This window comes from Cupriavidus sp. SK-4, from assembly GCF_000611125.1.
In the GTDB taxonomy this organism is placed as follows: Bacteria; Pseudomonadota; Gammaproteobacteria; order Burkholderiales; family Burkholderiaceae; genus Cupriavidus; species Cupriavidus necator.
Genome location: NZ_JFJW01000086.1, coordinates 1 through 14,955, shown reverse-complemented (window position 1 = coordinate 14,955; position 14,955 = coordinate 1). Strand labels below are relative to the sequence as shown.

14 protein-coding genes and 1 pseudogene are annotated in these 14,955 nt (G+C 66.8%); 4 read left to right on the top strand and 11 right to left on the bottom strand.

Translation table 11 applies throughout. The features are described 5' to 3' along the window. Together flgM and CF68_RS18510 are read left to right on the top strand one after the other, a co-directional pair. The coding region (gene flgM / locus CF68_RS18515) for a flagellar biosynthesis anti-sigma factor FlgM (protein WP_035821454.1) at window positions 1-249 on the top strand (249 nt) is incomplete at its 5' end. Window positions 250-254: 5 nt separating this feature from the next. Then, window positions 255-716: a flagellar protein FlgN gene (locus CF68_RS18510; RefSeq protein WP_010812671.1), complete on the top strand. Its 462-nt coding sequence runs from the start codon at window positions 255-257 to the stop codon at window positions 714-716. A 139-nt stretch (window positions 717-855) separates the two neighbouring features. Here the strand turns inward: CF68_RS18510 and CF68_RS18505 are convergent, their stop codons facing one another. The 11 genes and pseudogenes from CF68_RS18505 to CF68_RS18455 all read right to left on the bottom strand — a co-directional run bounded on the left by CF68_RS18505 (window position 856) and on the right by CF68_RS18455 (window position 13,464). Further along, window positions 856-1,293: a flagellar protein FlhE gene (locus CF68_RS18505; protein ID WP_035821462.1), complete on the bottom strand. Its 438-nt coding sequence runs from the start codon at window positions 1,291-1,293 to the stop codon at window positions 856-858. After that, a complete protein-coding gene (locus tag CF68_RS18500; RefSeq protein ID WP_013951952.1) occupies window positions 1,293-2,009 on the bottom strand; it encodes an RNA polymerase sigma factor FliA in 717 nt (238 codons plus the stop codon). The genes CF68_RS18505 and CF68_RS18500 overlap by 1 nt, the downstream gene beginning before the upstream one ends. Window positions 2,010-2,106: 97 nt before the next feature. Then, window positions 2,107-2,901 carry an AAA family ATPase gene (locus CF68_RS18495; RefSeq protein ID WP_035821450.1) on the bottom strand — a complete coding sequence of 265 codons (795 nt, stop codon included), beginning with the start codon at window positions 2,899-2,901 and terminating at the stop codon, window positions 2,107-2,109. Between the two features lie 11 nt (window positions 2,902-2,912). After that, window positions 2,913-5,252 (bottom strand): flagellar biosynthesis protein FlhF, encoded by a 2,340-nt coding sequence (flhF, locus tag CF68_RS18490; RefSeq protein WP_035821447.1) that lies wholly within the window; start codon window positions 5,250-5,252, stop codon window positions 2,913-2,915. Window positions 5,253-5,262: 10 nt separating this feature from the next. Continuing rightward, window positions 5,263-7,344, bottom strand: coding sequence for a flagellar biosynthesis protein FlhA (gene flhA / locus CF68_RS18485; RefSeq protein ID WP_035821444.1), 2,082 nt, complete (start codon window positions 7,342-7,344; stop codon window positions 5,263-5,265). Beyond that, window positions 7,341-8,483, bottom strand: coding sequence for a flagellar biosynthesis protein FlhB (flhB, locus tag CF68_RS18480; protein WP_035821441.1), 1,143 nt, complete (start codon window positions 8,481-8,483; stop codon window positions 7,341-7,343). The genes flhA and flhB overlap by 4 nt, the downstream gene beginning before the upstream one ends. Window positions 8,484-8,722: 239 nt before the next feature. After that, complete coding sequence (locus CF68_RS18475; protein ID WP_035821438.1) at window positions 8,723-9,382, bottom strand: DUF799 domain-containing protein; 660 nt, start codon at window positions 9,380-9,382, stop codon at window positions 8,723-8,725. Next, entirely contained in the window at window positions 9,379-9,753 is a 375-nt protein-coding gene (locus tag CF68_RS18470; protein WP_084187313.1) for a DUF4810 domain-containing protein, read from the bottom strand. The genes CF68_RS18475 and CF68_RS18470 overlap by 4 nt, the downstream gene beginning before the upstream one ends. A gap of 28 nt (window positions 9,754-9,781) precedes the next feature. Then, entirely contained in the window at window positions 9,782-10,462 is a 681-nt protein-coding gene (locus tag CF68_RS18465) for a CsgG/HfaB family protein (RefSeq protein ID WP_035821432.1), read from the bottom strand. A gap of 676 nt (window positions 10,463-11,138) precedes the next feature. After that, window positions 11,139-11,302: pseudogene (locus tag CF68_RS18460) on the bottom strand (protein phosphatase CheZ); the annotation flags it as partial. A 497-nt stretch (window positions 11,303-11,799) separates the two neighbouring features. Then, entirely contained in the window at window positions 11,800-13,464 is a 1,665-nt protein-coding gene (locus tag CF68_RS18455; RefSeq protein WP_035821427.1) for an ankyrin repeat domain-containing protein, read from the bottom strand. Between the two features lie 365 nt (window positions 13,465-13,829). On the opposite strand from CF68_RS18455, the gene CF68_RS18450 reads away from it, so the two are divergent. Together CF68_RS18450 and CF68_RS38465 are read left to right on the top strand one after the other, a co-directional pair. Continuing rightward, a complete protein-coding gene (locus CF68_RS18450; protein ID WP_035821423.1) occupies window positions 13,830-14,477 on the top strand; it encodes an HAD family hydrolase in 648 nt (215 codons plus the stop codon). Between the two features lie 226 nt (window positions 14,478-14,703). Next, window positions 14,704-14,955: hypothetical protein (locus tag CF68_RS38465; RefSeq protein WP_235205812.1), on the top strand; the 252-nt coding region annotated here is incomplete at its 3' end.

Here is a 14,955-nt window from a genome sequence, read left to right as displayed (position 1 = left end):
GCCCGGCCCCAGGCCGCGCCGGCCAGCGCCGCGGCGCCGTCCGCCGGCCTGAGCGTCAGCCCGCTGGCCGCCCAGGTGCGCGACATCAGCGCCCGCCTGACGCAGCCCGCGGACGACGATATCGACACCGCCAAGGTCGAAGAGATCCGCCAGGCCATCGCCGAGGGCCAGATCAAGATCGACCCGGGCAAGATTGCCGACGGCCTGCTCGCGACCCTGCGCGAGCTTGGCCAGGCCGAACCCCGCTAGCCCAAATGAACCAGAGCCTGATCCAGTCCCTGCAGCGCGAAACCGAAGGCATCCAGGCCTTCGGCCAACTCCTCGCCGAAGAGCGCGACGCCCTCAAGCGGGGCGACTTCCAGTCCCTGAGCGGACTGCTGACGCGCAAGGTTGAACTGGGCCAGGCCCTGTCCCGCCAGCTCAAGGCCCGCGAAGCCCAGATGGGCGCGCTGGGCCTGCGCGCCGGCCCAGAAGGCCAGCTGCTCGGCCGCCAGGTCGACCCGGCCGTGGCCGACGCCTGGCGCCAGCTGATCTTCGCCGCGCGCACCGCGCGCGACGGCAATGCCCTGAACGGCGCCGTCGTCAATGCCCACCTCGATTTCACCCGCGAAGCCATCCAGGCGCTGCGCCAGCATAGTGGCGGGGATGCGGGGTTGTATGGGAAGGATGGGAAGGCGGCGGCCGGGGCGGGTGGGGTGAGTCTGGCGGCGGGTTGAAACTCAGACTTTTGCACGCTCCCGGTTTGCTCCCCTCTCCCCCCCCCCCCCCCCCCCCCCCCCCCCCCTCCCCCGCCGGCGGGAGAGGGAGCACACAATCGGCGATTGAGAGTCCCGTGGTCTGGAATCGGCAAAGCGCCTACCGAAACCCCACCACCACCTCATTACTCCGCCCCTGCAGCACCGGCACCAGGCTCCCCTGCCCCGGCACCCGGAACGCAAACACAAAGCCCTTGGTGGCATCATCCCCGAAGAACGCATCGGTCTTGCCTTCCGCCTGCGGCAGCAGTACGCAGCGCTGGGCATTGCAGAGATAAGCTTGCAGTTCCAGGGGTGGGGTCTTGGCAAAGCTGTAGCGCCAGCGCACCGAGGTGATGACTCCTTCTGACTGCGGCAAGACGCCGGTGGGCAGGATCGGCGGCGACACCGCGCGCTGTCCGCGGCCGTGGAGTGCCGGCCCGTTGACCGATCCGGTCCAGGCATGGCGGGTGCCGCCCTCGATGGCGGCCCAGGCGCAGGCCGATGCGGCAGCCAGCAGCCAGCAAGCGCCGCGCGCGGCGCGGCCCGCCGCCTGCATCACAGCAAGCCGCGCAACTGGTTGCGCAGCCGCGTGATCGCCTGGCCGCGGATCTGGCACACGCGCGACTCGGTCACATCGAGCACCGCGCCGATCTCGCGCAGGTTCAGCTCCTGGTCATAGCACAGCGACAGCACCAGCTTCTCGCGCTCCGGCAGCCGGTCGATGGCGCGGATCAGCGCCTCGCGCATGCCGCTTTCCATCAGCACGGTCAGCGGGTTGCCGTCATCGCTGCCGCCAAGGTGCCGGTCCAGGAAGTCTTCTTCGCCGGAGCGCTCGAAATCCTCGTAGTGCAGCAACTGGCAGCCATAGACCTCATTGAGCAGCAGCTGGTATTCGTCCAGTGCCATCTCCATGGCCTCGGCCACTTCGGAGTCGACCGGTGCGCGCCCGAGCTTCTGCTCCAGCCCGCGCTGCGTGCGCTCGATGCGCCGGGTGAACTGGCGCAGGCTGCGCGACTGCCAGTCGTTGGCGCGCACCTCGTCAAGCATGGCGCCGCGGATGCGCTGGCTGGCATAGGTCTCGAAGCGCGCGCCGTGGGTGTCTTCATAGCGCTTGGCGGCATCCAGCAGGCCGATCATGCCGGCCTGGATCAGGTCGTCGATCTGCACGCTGGCAGGCAGCCTGGCGGCCAGTTGCAGGGCGATGCGGCGCACCAGCTGTGCATGCGCCTTGACCACATCGGCCTGTTCGAGCTTTCCCTGGATCGTGTACATGGTGCAATTCTCGTGAATGCTGGATTGCTGGACCGCCACAACGTGCGGCGGGGGCTGGCTCAGGGTCTGGTTCGGTGGGATGGCATGGCTGGCAGGCTCAGGCCATTGCGGCTGCGGGCGCGGGGGCGGACGTGTCCGCGCGTAGCGGCCAGGCACCGATGCTGCCGGCGGTGCGGCGCAGCGCGGTGGTGGCCGGCGCCGCCGGAAACGCCTCGACCACGCAGCGACCCAGTTGCACGCCGCGCGCCACCAGCGGGTCGGATGGCAGCCAGCCCGCGCACAGCGCCTCGACGCCAAGGTACTGGCTGGCCGTGCGCGCGAGGTTGCGCAGGATCGCCTGCACCGTGGCCTCGCTCGCCGCCATGTTGACGATCAGGTGGAACTGGCGCCAGGCATACAAGTGGTGCAGGCGCTTGATGCAGGCATAGGCGGCGGTGATCGACGCCAGCTCAGGCCGCATCACGATCAGCACATTGTGTGCGCTGCCCGCTAGCGCCGACAGCGCGCCGTCGGCATCGACGCCGGCATCCACCAGCACGCTGCGAAAGCCGCTCGCGGCAGCAGCCGGCAAGGGGCTGCCCGGCACAGGCCGGCCAGCCGGCAGCACCGACAGCACGCCACCGGGACCGGTGCCTGCAGCAGCTTCCAGCGACAGGCGGCCTGCGCTGACATCGGCCAGGGTGCCGGCGGGCCTGGCGCCGGCCAGCCGCGTGGCGCGCGCCGCGGCGGCGTCTTCGTCGACCAGCAGCACGCGTTCGCCCTGCATGGCCAGCGCGTACGACAAGCCCAGCGCCACGGTGGTGGCGCCGGCACCGCGTTCGCTGGCGACCACGGCGATACGGCGCGTCGTGCGCGGCGCCAGCATCCGGCGCAGGCTCTCGGCCTGGTCCATGGCGAGGGCGCTCACTGCAGCACCTCCATCGTTTCAGCGGGCACGGCGCTGCCGCGGCCCGGATAGTTCTCCAACACGTCGAGCAATGCCAGCATGCGGCCCATGCCTTCATTGAGCACCGTGCCCGGCACTGGCACGCCCTGGCGCACCGTGCGGCCAGCGAGGCGCGCGAGGAAGACGGGCGCGGCCGCGGTCGGCGCGTGTTCCAGGCGCAGCACGGACAGGCCCAGCTGCAGCGCGGCCAGCGCGGCGCCGGCGGCGTGGCCGCTTTCGGCGTCCTGGGCGAAGTGGTCGATGGCGTGGCGCAGCGTGCGCAGGCGCGCATCGGCTGCGTCGGTCCACAGGGCCCAGCGCGCCACCTGCGCGGCATCTTGCGCCAGCGCCGGGTCGCACAGCAGGTAACGGGTATCCAGCAGTTCGCCGGTGGCGCGGTCGGCAAGGCGGGCCACCACCAGGCAGGCATCGATGCCGCCTTCGGGGGTGCCCTTGCCGCGCACTGGGCTGTCCGGCACGCGCACTTCGGCGCTGGCCAGCCAGCGCACGGCTTCACGCTCGCGCACGATGTCCTCGCCGACAGCGTGGAAGGTCAGCGTGTCGGCCAGTGCATCGAGCTTCCAGGCGGCGCCGGCGCTGACCACGCGCGCGGTCTTGCGCGCGCCGGCCACCCAGCGCTCGCCGGCCTGCTGCCAGCGCGCCAGCGTGGCGGCGGTCGGCACGGCATCGATCAGGTTGACCACCTTGCGCGCGGCGCTCATGGCGGCGCGCAGGCTGGCGGCATCGGACTCGGCTTCGCCCAGCGGCTGGCCCGCACCGTGACCTCGGCCGGCCGGGGTCACGGTGGCGGCCAGCGGCATGCCGTCGCGGTCGGCGAGCCACAGCGTGTGCTGCATCGGCTGCGGCGTGCGGCGGCCGGGCACGGCCACTTGCAGCGCGGCGGCGCTGGCCAGCACGTACTGCTCGCACTGGCGGGTCACGTCGCGGCAGACCGCTTCGCGCACCTGCTGCGACATGGCGCGCAGGGCCGGGGCGCCGGCGCCGCGCTGTTGCCACAGCGAGCGGGCCAGGTCGAGGCCCAGGCCCGCGCCATTGAGTTCTGCCACGCACTGGCTCAGCGCGTCGGCGCTGTCGGTCAGCGAGCGCAGCACCTCGTCGGCGCCGCCACGCGCGGGCGCCTCGTCATCGGTGCCGGCGCTGCGCCGGCGTGCGGCGTCCGCATCGGCAAATACCGAACCGCGGCGCGGCGTCAGGAAGGCGCGCTCCACCAGCGCGGTGCTGTTGGCCAGCTCAAGGTGCTCGGGCACGCGCTGGCCGGTGGAGGCGTAGAACACCGGCAGGCGGTGGCGGATCACCACGTCCAGCACCGAGCCCAGGTGGGTGGCTTCATCCAGCTTGCTGATGATGCAGCCGTCGATGCCGCCACCATCGGGCGCGGCGTCATGGCGGTAGGCATGCACCACTTCATTGAGGGTATCGCCGTGGCTGGCGCCGTTGAGCAGCAGCACGCGCTGCACCGGCGCGGGCACGCCGGCCAGCATGGCGATCTGTTCCGACAGGCTGCGGTCGCGCTGGCTCATGCCGACGGTGTCGATGATCACCAGGTGCTTGTCCTTCATCGCCGCCAACGCGAAGCGCAGGTCGGCCGCGTCCTTGACCGCATGCACCGGCACGCCCAGGATGTCGCCGTAGATGCGCAGCTGTTCGTGCGCGCCGATACGGAAGCTGTCGGTGGTCAGCAGCGCCAGCTTGTCGGCGCCGTGGCGCAGCACGAAGCGCGCCGCCAGCTTGGCCGTGGTGGTGGTCTTGCCTACGCCGGTGGGGCCCACCAGCGCCAGCACGCCGCCTTGCGCGAACAGGCTGTCCTCATCGCCCAGCACCGGCAGCTTGCTGGCCAGTTCGGTGCGGATCCAGCCCATGGCCGCGGGGCGGTCATAGCCCAGTGGCAGCCGCGCCAGCAGCGTGCGCGCCAGTTGCCCGGAGAAGCCGGCGCCGACCATCCATTCAAACAGGGATTCGCGCAGCGGGTCGCTGGCGGCCACGCCGTGCGCCGCCGCGCTTGGAACCGCGCCAGGGGCAGGGTTGATCCCGGCCAGCTGGCGCTCCAGCATCGCGCGCATCGATTGCAGCTCACCGCGCAGGTCGCCGATGGCGGCGGGCTCGACCACCGGCGCGGGTGGCACGTAGACCTGAGCCGTGGCCTGCACGCTGCCCAGATCCGTATCGCGCATGGCGACGATCTCCACGCCGCCCTCGACGGTGCGGTTGGACAGCACCACGGCGTCCGGACCCATGGCTTCGCGCACCTGGCGCATGGCTTCGCGGCCGTTGGCCGCGACAAACTTGGCTACGCTCATCTATGACTCCTCACGCGCCGATCATGGCGGTGATGCGGATATTGCGGTTGTCCGGCACCTCGGCATGCGACAGCACCCTCAGCTGCGGCATGGTGCGCCGCAGGAAGCGCGCCATCAGCGGGCGCAGCTGCGACGGCACCAGCAGCACCGGGTCCATGCCCATCTGTTCCTGGCGCGTGACCGCGCCCTGGGTCTGCTGCAGCAACGCATCGGCCAGGCCCGGCTCGATCCCGCCGCCATTGGTCAGCGCCTGCGACAGCACGCGCTCCAGGCCGGCATCCAGGCCGATCACCTGCAGGTCGGCGTTGTTCGGGAACAGCTGCTGCGTGATGGCGCGGCCCAGCGCCACGCGCACCATCGCGGTCAGCTCGTTCGGGTCGCTGATCTTGGGCGCATGCTCGGCCACCACATCCAGGATGGTGCGCATGTCGCGGATAGGCACGCCTTCGTCCAGCAGGTTCTGCAGAATCTTCTGCAGCGCGGTCAGCGAAATGGCCTTCGGCACCAGGTCCTCGGTCAGCTTGGGCGAGTCCTTGGCGATTCGGTCCAGCAGCGCCTGCACTTCCTGGCGGCCGAGCAGTTCGGCCGCATGCATGTGGATCAGGTGGTTCAGGTGCGTGGCCACCACCGTGCTGGCATCGACCACGGTATAGCCGTAGGACTGCGCCTGCTCCTTGATGCCCGCGTCGATCCACACCGCCGGCAGGCCGAAAGCGGGATCGCGCGTGGCCGCGCCCGGCAGCGTGCCGCTGACCTGTCCGGGGTTGATCGCCATCCACTGGCCCGGCATGGCTTCGCCGCGGCCGATCTCCACGCCCTTGAGCGTGATGCGGTAGGCGTTGGGCTTGAGTTCCAGGTTGTCGCGGATATGCACCACCGGCACCAGGAAGCCGATTTCCTGCGCCACCTTCTTGCGGATGCTCTTGATGCGGCCCAGCAGCTCGCCGTCCTGCGCGCGGTCCACCAGCGTGATCAGGCGGTAGCCCACTTCCATGCCGAGCGGGTCGACCAGCGTGACGTCGTCCCAGCTGGCTTCAGTGGATTCCTGCGCCACCGCCGGGGTGCGCTCCTCGCGCTGCTTGACTTGCTCCTGCGTGGCAGCGCGGCGCGACATATAGCGGCCCATCCACACCAGCACGCCCGCCAGCAGCAGGAAGGCAAAATGCGGCATGCCCGGGATGATGCCCATCAGGCCGATGATGCCCGCGGTCAGGTACAGCACGCGCGGGTTGGCAAAGAGCTGGCCGGTGAGCTGCTCGCCCACGTCCTGCTCGTTCGACACGCGCGACACGATCACGCCCGCGGCGGTGGAGATCACCAGCGCCGGGATCTGCGCCACCAGGCCGTCGCCGATGGTCAGCAGCGTGTAGTTGTGCACGGCGGTGCCGAAGTCCAGGTCGTGCTGCACCATGCCCACCACCATGCCGGCGGCGACGTTGATGAACATGATCAGCAGGCCCGCCACGGCATCGCCGCGCACGAACTTGCTGGCGCCGTCCATGGCGCCGTAGAAGTCGGACTCCTGCGCCACTTCGGCGCGGCGCCTCTTGGCGGCGGCTTCGTCGATCAGGCCGGCGTTCAGGTCGGCATCGATCGACATCTGCTTGCCGGGCATCGAATCCAGCATGAAGCGCGCGCCGACTTCGGCGATACGCCCCGCACCCTTGGTGATCACCATGAAGTTGATCACCACCAGGATCGCGAACACCACGATGCCGACCGCGAAGTTGCCGCCCACCAGGAAATGGCCGAAGGCCTCCACCACCTTGCCGGCAGCGTCCGGGCCGGTATGGCCTTCGAGCAGCACCACGCGCGTGGAGGCCACGTTCAGCGACAGGCGCAGCAGCGTGGTGAACAGCAGCACCGCCGGGAAGGCGGCGAAGTCCAGCGGCTTCTGCGTGTACATGCTGACCAGCAGCACCATGATTGCCAGCGCGATATTGAAGGTGAACAGCAGGTCCAGCACAAAGGCCGGCAGCGGCAGGATCATCATCCCCAGGATCATGATGATCAGCAGCGGCCCGGTCATGGCCTTGAGCTGGCCGGCGGCGCGCATGCCGGGCAGGTTGAACAGGTTGCTCAGAGCGTTCATTCTCGGCTTTCCGGTACGGCGAGTTCATCGGGCACCGGCAGGTCCGCGGGCGCCTGCGGCTGCGGGCCCTGCGAGTAATGCCAGTGCTTCAGTTGATAGACCCAGGCCAGCACTTCGGCCACGGCGGTATACAGTCCGGCAGGGATTTCCTGGCCCAGCTCCACGTGGCGGTGCAGCGCACGCGCCAGCGGCGGGGCCGACATCAGCGGCACGCGGTGCTCGGCGGCCAGTTCGCGGATGCGGGCGGCAATATCGCCGGTGCCCTTGGCCACCACGCGCGGCGCGCCCATGCGCCCTTCCTCATAGCGCAGCGCCACGGCGAAGTGGGTGGGGTTGGTCACCACCACGTCGGCCTTGGGCACCTCGGTCATCATGCGGCGGCGCGCCATGGCGCGCTGCTGCTGGCGGATGCGGCCCTTGATATGCGGGTCGCCCTCGCTTTCCTTGAATTCCTGCTTGACCTCTTCCTTGGTCATGCGCAGCTTCTTGAAGAACTCCCAGTACTGCCACGGCACGTCGATGGCCGCCACCACCAGCAGCGACAGCGACACCACCAGGCAGCAATACATGACCAGGTCAACCATGTGCAGCAGCGCTTCCTGCACCGGCGCGTTCATCAGCGCGATGGCCTCGGGCAGGCGCCGCCACAGCACCCAGGCGCCCACGCTGCCCACCAGCAGCGATTTGGCCACGGCCTTGAGCAGCTCCACCAGTGAATGCGCGGAGAACATCCGGCCCAGCCCCGCCAGCGGCGACAGGCGCGAGAACTGCGGCGCGAAGGACTTGCCAGAGAACACCCAGCCCCCGAGCAGCAACGGCGCCGCCAGCGCGGCAACGCCGAACAGGAATAGCAGCGGCAAAAAGGCCAGCAGGCTGTCCCACACCATCATGGAAAAGCGCGACAGCATGCGCGAGGTATCGAACGCCGTTGCCGGCTCGAAGCGCAGCGCCCCCTGCATCACCTGGTTCAGGCTGCGGCCCAGATGGCCGCCCAGCGTCCACAGGCCGGTCACGCCGGCGATCAGCATGACGAACGTGGCGAGCTCGCGCGAACGCACCACCTGCCCCTCCTCGCGCGCCTTTTCCAGGCGCCGGGGTGAGGCGGGTTCGGTTTTCTCGAGGTCGCTTTCTTCGGACATCCATGCTCCGTGCGAAGCGGCAGGCCGCTATTCGTCAGCAGGGATTATCGAAGCGGGACAGCCTTCCCATTCATGGGAAAAGGCGGGGGAATTGGGTGTTGTTTGGGAAATCAGGGGCCTGGTGGCGTTAACGGCGCCTGATTGGGAGGACTTTAGGCGTGAATGAGGGGGCGGGCATCGGGAGATGCCCGCGCGAACTACGTCAGGCCGGTCCCCTCACAAAACCAGAGCCATGATAGTCAGTCCGTGCCGTACTTCGGCGAGCGCGGCCCATACAGGATGCCGCCAGGCGTACCCGCCGAGAGCAGTTGCTGGCTCGTCCTGCCGGCCACCCCATAGGCGGCATCCGACACGCTGCTGATCGCGTGCGCAATGGCGGTCCCGATCAGCGCTCCGATCAATCCACCGCCAGCGTTACCCGACTGATTGTTGGCAGCCGACGCCTGTCCGGTCCAGAGCGTCTTGCCCGTCCTCAGGTCCAGGAGCTTCGCTTCGGCGGTGACAACGGTTGTGCTGCTGACGACCTGGTACTTCGGGCCATAATCGGTCACGGTGATGTACAGCGCGGTGTCCGCGCCGAAGATTTCGCGCAGCTTCGCGGGTGCCACCGCGTGGATGTCGCCCGGTATCGTCAGCCCGTTCTGGCGAAAGGTCTCGTCAACCAGCGCGACCGGCAGCACGTAGTAGCCGGATTCGGCCAGCGGCTGCGTGGCCTGCGACAGCATGGCGTAAGTGGCCTTCACGTCCGGCGAGTTGTTCAGCGGCGGCAGCACCACAATCGAGCGGGGGTGGCATTCCTTGAAGGCGGCGTAATCCACGTTCTTCGTCGGCGCGGCACAGCCGGCTGCCAGCGTGGCGACGCCCAGCAGCATCAGGACGCGATGGAACAGCTTGCTCATTTCTTCTCTCTCGTGCGTTTGACGTTCTTCAGCAGGAAGTCCACATAGGCTCCCGACTCGGGAAACAGCGCCTTCTCGGTCTGGAATTCGCGAACCATTTCATCATCCTTGCCGATATCGGCATACAGCATGCCGAGGTGCGCGTGGTAGCCGGGCGGCGGGGTATTGCCGGCCGCCATGATTTTCTGCAGGTCGCGCTCCAGCACCTCGATCTGGGCTTGCTTCGGTTCCCCCTTGAAGTACTGGTAGACCTGCGGCTGGTAGCCTTCCCACTGATACAGGGGCTTGGCGGGAGCCGCGCAGCCCGCCAGCAATGCGCTTGCGACCAGGGCAGGCACCGCCAGGCGCTGCGGCCGGAACAATGTCTTCACGATTTCTCCTTGGCTGTTTTTTTTGGAATCAGGGGGTGACGGGCTTCCAGGCGCCGCTTTCGATGCCGCTGACCAGGTTGGTCACGGCTTCGCGCATGGCGAGGTCCAGCACCTTCCCGTTGAGCGTCGAGTCATAGCTGGACGTGCCGCCAAAGCCGATTACCTCCCGGCTCGACAGCGAGTACTCGCCTGCGCCCTGGGCGGTGAACACGACTTCCGAGGTCGCGATATTGACCACGTTGAGCGCGACCTTGGCATACGCCACCTGCGACTTGCCGCGGCCCAGAATGCCGAACAGTTGCTGGTCGCCGGTTTCCTTGCGGCCGAACTCGGTCACGTCGCCGGTGATCACGTAGTCGGCCCCCTTCAGGCGCTGAGCCTGGCTCTTGATGGCTGCCTCGCGCTTGATCTCGTCCATGTTGTCGCGGTCGAGCACATTGAAGCGGTTGGTCTGTTGCAGGTGCGTGATCAGCACGGTCTTGGCCTGGCCGCCCAGCCGGTCGACGCCGTCGGAGAACACGCCGCGCATGTAGCTCGAACGGTTGTCGAATTTGCCGACCGCAATCGGCGTGCGCACGCCGGCGTAGGGACGGCTGGCGCTCTCGACCTTCTGCACCGGCAGCGCCGTGGACGATTCGGTGGCACAGCCGCCGAGCATGGCTAGCAGCCCGGCCGCGGCGACCAGGGATATGGCCGTCACTTTGTTCATGCGATCTTCTCCTTCAGTTGGGTCAACACTACATTCATGCTCTGGCACAACAGCAAATCGATACCCCGCCCCGTTTGGGCGGGTCAGAACGCCACCCCGATCGGTGTGGCGAGATCAGGCTGGCGCGCGCGGAAGAACTCGGGCTTCTTGAACCGGTCAGCCGAGGGGCACCTCGCAGGTTAGTCTTCGACGGACTGGGTGCGCAGACGATTCGGTTGCGCATGCCAGAGACCAGACTGAGGCCAAAACTAGCCACTGTACCCAGCCAACTCTGGCGTCAGGGTCGGAGGCTTCCGAATCTCTCGGCGGATATTTCCGCAATTTTTCCGGGCAATGCGGCAGCCGGTCCGAGCATGACCTGGGCCGTCGCGCACCTGCAATCTGGCGCCGCAACGGGCTTCAGCCTAGCGCACGCGAGAAGCTCCACCTACATGCCATCACAATCGTTCACATTCCTTGGGTGCCCAGGGCGCCAGCCCGACAGGAGGTGGAGGTTGACGGCAGCGCCCCGCTGAGGGCGGGGTGCCGATAAACGACATGCCTTGCCGCGAGGCACGCGCCTGCCCTCACCCCCTGCCCCTCTCCCGCAGGCGGGAGAGGGGAGCAAACCGGCGGGAGAGGTCAGCTCACCAGGCTCTCAGAACCCCAGACTGGCCAACCGATCATCCACCTGTGCCTAATCCGAAACCACATCCGGCTTGCCTTCCGGATTGACCTGCGCCCGTTCAGCAGCGTGGTGGCCGGCGCTTCCACGCGGCGCTCGGACGGCACGTTGTCGATCAGCACCTGCAGCACCTGCAGCAGCTCCTGCTCCAGCGCGCGGATCATGTCCATCATCTGACATCCATGCTCCGTGCGACGCTGCAGGCCGCTATTCGTCAGCAGGGATTATCGAAGCGTGGGGGCTTCCCATTCGCGCGAAAAGGCGGGGGAATTGGGTGTTGTTTGGGAAATGGGGGGCTTGGGGATCAACGGCGGGAGAGTTGGGAGACCTTAGGGGGAATCTGGAGAAGCCGTCGACCGGCGAATGCCTTGAAGCAAGCCACCGCCCGTCGTAGACGCATCCCTCTGGCCAGCGCTGTGCTTGCCCATCAGGCATCGTCAGCGAACCTGCCTTGACGAAGGTTGCGCGGCACGATGGTTTCGACAGCTCATCCAACTTCCGGCCGGGGTCAGTCGCGGTCGGCCGAGTTCGGCCAGTAAGGGCCGTTCACCGCTTCCACCTGGTTTGCCTTTTCCCTGCACAATAGGACATAGTCGCTCTGCGCCAGGCTTCTGATATCGACGACGGCGCGCGCCGCGTCTCGCATCGAGAACGCGGCGGTACCACGGCGCCCTCAGTCCGCTGCAATGCTCCCGCGTACCCCTTCGATCAGCACCTCTGTCACCTCTTCGGAAAAACTCATGCGTCGGCCATCGATCCGCACGCGATTCTCATGCTCAGGATCGCGCTCTGCCTTCGGAACGCCACGCTCCATCAACGCGCGGGCGCAGCCGACCCAATCGGGGTGCTCCGCGACAGACGGCTCATTCTCGGACGCCCATCCCAACGTGCCGAGCACATCGGAGCCATAGCCATGTGTCTCGCGCCAGTTCGCTCCATGATCCAGCAAGAACGCTGTCAAACCGACGTCGCCCCGAAACACGGCGTAATTGAGCGCGGTTGCATCCCAGTCTCCGCCGCGCGCGTCGAGAGGCCAACCGAGTTCGACCATGACTTTTACCGCAGCGCTCGCTCCCCACGCCACGGCGTCGGGGAGAAGTCGAAGTTGGTCCGCCGGTAGAGATCGGGGCAGTTCGGGATGATGTGTCTGGATGCGCCGTGCTTCTGTCGCGTCGGCGCGCGCACACGCGGATACAAAGTCCTCCCCGACCGTGAGAGTTTCCTCGGCGCCGGCAGCACGCAGTTGCGCTGCAACGTCTGGCATGCCTACCTGCATTGCAAGTCGATAGGCGCTCACGCCCGCCGCGGTTTTAGCTTTCGCGTCCGCTCCCGCCGCAAGTAGCGCTGCGATGTGGCGTAGCGACCTGCGCAGAGCGATCGCACGCAAGAGGGGCGTGCCCCGGGCTTTCAGGCCATCGGGGGCTGACTCGTTCGCATTGCCGCCGTGCGCAAGCAGCAGTTCGAGCGCAATCGGATCCGGCATGTCGAGCGCGCGCCACAACGCGTTGGTCCCCGTCACCCGGGCGCCGTGCCGCAACAGCAATCTCGTGCAGTCCGGATTCTCGAGTGAATGGTAGAGCGACTCGCCGTCGTTCGGATCGGCTCCAGCGCTCAACAGCATCTCAGTGAGCACCGGATCACGGGCTACGCCGGCTGCACCATAGAGCGCCGACAGCGGTTCAGTCTCAGTGGGCACCGCCAAAGAGGCAGGAGGCAGCCGATTGCCGATGTGCTGGTTCGGATCGGCGCCGGAATCAAGCAGCGCACGCGCGCATTCACGCAGCCGCGTCGCAAACTCGGGCACCACTGCGAGGCTTGAGTGGGTGACGGCAACAAGGGGCGGCAGTTTCAGCGCTCCACCGGCCTGATGGGTCCAGTCAGGATCCGCTGCCATCGCGCGTGACACCGCTTTCCAGTGCCCTGCGGCGCAAGCAACGTACGGATCGGCATCGAGCAAGTCCGGATGCTCCAACAGGAGCTTCACCGCAACGCGCGGCCGCGCTGTGGCGTGGGTGCCCGTCACATCCGCACCATAGACAAGCCCCAACCAGCGTCGGATCAACGCCCCCTGCTCGCTACGTGCAAAGGCATTTGCTTCCACGAACGCGCTAAGGTCTGCCCACGAGGCAAATCCATACTCGCGCGCGAGGCAGGACTGCGCGTCATGCAGGCGCAGGTCAGGCACCTTTACTTCCGTGTGGGTACGATTCGCGACTGCGGGAAGGTACTGGGTGAATCGTGCGATCGCTCTAGCGTCGCCAGTGCGATAAAAGCGGAGCAGGTCTTTCGCCTGCTTTTTCAAATGATCAAGATTGGCCTGAGCAGGCAGCTTTTCCATAGATTCCTCGTGCATTCAACGGCCGAGGGTCCGCAACACTGCCAGCACAAAGGATGGGAAACATCTGATTCGTCATGACAGGTGGGTTCAACCCTTTCCGCGGACCCGGAAGCGGCCTGCACCGCGATTTGGGATGATAAGTGGGTGCGAGTCAGTGCGTCAACTGCAGGCGCGACGCTGCGCGCGACTGCCGATATTTAACGCGCATCGGACATCCGACAGGCAGCGCGCGAACGCCTTTGACGGATCGGTCAGAGACCCACGCGGCAGGCATCCGGACGAGACCAGCCAGTCTTGCTCGTTCGACAGCGCTTGCTGAATCGTTGACAATCTGAAGACCTTGTATCTCAAATGCGGTCCACACAATGAAAATTGAGGCTGTGTTTTTCGACGTCGGCGAAACGCTGATTGATGAAAGTCGCGATTGGAACGAATGGGCCGACTATCTTGGCGTTTCGCGATTCTCGTTTCACGCACTTCTGGGATCTCTTATCGAGGGTGGCCAACACCACCGGCGGGTGTTCGAGATCCTAAAGCCAGGCGTCAGCTTCGCCGAGTTGCGTCGCGAGCGCGAGTCGACCGGCAATGTCTATGCGATTACCGCGGAAGATTTTTATCCCGACGTAGTGTCCTGCCTGAGAAGGTTGCGCGAAGCTGGCGTTCTGGTCGGCATTGCGGGCAATCAACCCGTAGAGACTGAGCACGCACTCCGCTCGCTGGGAGTGCCGGCAGATATCGTGGCCTCGTCCGCATCATGGGGTATCGAGAAACCGGACGTAGGCTTCTTCGAACGCATCGTAGCAGAGACAAATGGACTCGACCCATCCCAAATTGCCTACGTCGGCGATCGGCTTGACAATGATGTCGAGCCCGCGCGGCGGGCGGGCTTGGTTTCGGTGTTTTTGCGCCGCGGACCTTGGGCGTTCATCCAGTCGTGCTCTGGGCGGTTCGCGGCGCCCCCATACGTCATAGAAAGTCTTTCGTCGCTTCCGGATCTGTTGCGACGCCTGTAAAGCCTCCTCCGCATGGAGTGACCGCTTTCGAGAGGATCATTTGGCCGCTTTGGGTCGGTCAGAGACGGCCGGGGCCTGGCGGCGGACAGCGGGGGAATCCGGCTGAACGATTCCATCAAGCTGTTGCATCGACCGGTCGAATCCGTAGCCAGTAGCCGCCATTCGGTGGGAGTGCATAGCAAGTGTTAGGCCACCCGATTCCAGTCCCGCCGGCCGCGCGGATGGTGTGCTGCGCGGTCTGCATCAAGACCATTTCGTATGCCGCTCGACCAGGATTGCGTCGTCGCGCAATCTGGCGAACGGCACCATGCTGGCCCGGATGACGGCCTGGTCCGATTCCGCGAGCCACACATCGCTGTCGCCTAGCAATTCCAGCATGGCGCGAAACGCGCAGTCGGCAACGATGCTGTTCAGCCCGACTCGCCGCTCTCGAATGTGCTCGTTAATGGCATTTGATTACACACAAGTCAGTCACCCA

Coding starts and splice junctions, on each gene's coding strand:
- CF68_RS18500 (WP_013951952.1), bottom strand. CDS start 2,009: ATGTACACGATCCAGGGAAAGCTCGAACAGGCCGATGTGGTCAAGGCG.
- flhF (WP_035821447.1), bottom strand. CDS start 5,252: ATGAGCGTAGCCAAGTTTGTCGCGGCCAACGGCCGCGAAGCCATGCGC.
- flhA (WP_035821444.1), bottom strand. CDS start 7,344: ATGAACGCTCTGAGCAACCTGTTCAACCTGCCCGGCATGCGCGCCGCC.
- CF68_RS18465 (WP_035821432.1), bottom strand. CDS start 10,462: ATGAACAAAGTGACGGCCATATCCCTGGTCGCCGCGGCCGGGCTGCTA.
- CF68_RS18450 (WP_035821423.1), top strand. CDS start 13,830: ATGAAAATTGAGGCTGTGTTTTTCGACGTCGGCGAAACGCTGATTGAT.
- CF68_RS18475 (WP_035821438.1), bottom strand. CDS start 9,382: ATGAGCAAGCTGTTCCATCGCGTCCTGATGCTGCTGGGCGTCGCCACG.
- CF68_RS18495 (WP_035821450.1), bottom strand. CDS start 2,901: ATGGACCAGGCCGAGAGCCTGCGCCGGATGCTGGCGCCGCGCACGACG.
- CF68_RS18505 (WP_035821462.1), bottom strand. CDS start 1,293: ATGCAGGCGGCGGGCCGCGCCGCGCGCGGCGCTTGCTGGCTGCTGGCT.
- flhB (WP_035821441.1), bottom strand. CDS start 8,483: ATGTCCGAAGAAAGCGACCTCGAGAAAACCGAACCCGCCTCACCCCGG.
- CF68_RS18455 (WP_035821427.1), bottom strand. CDS start 13,464: ATGGAAAAGCTGCCTGCTCAGGCCAATCTTGATCATTTGAAAAAGCAG.
- CF68_RS18510 (WP_010812671.1), top strand. CDS start 255: ATGAACCAGAGCCTGATCCAGTCCCTGCAGCGCGAAACCGAAGGCATC.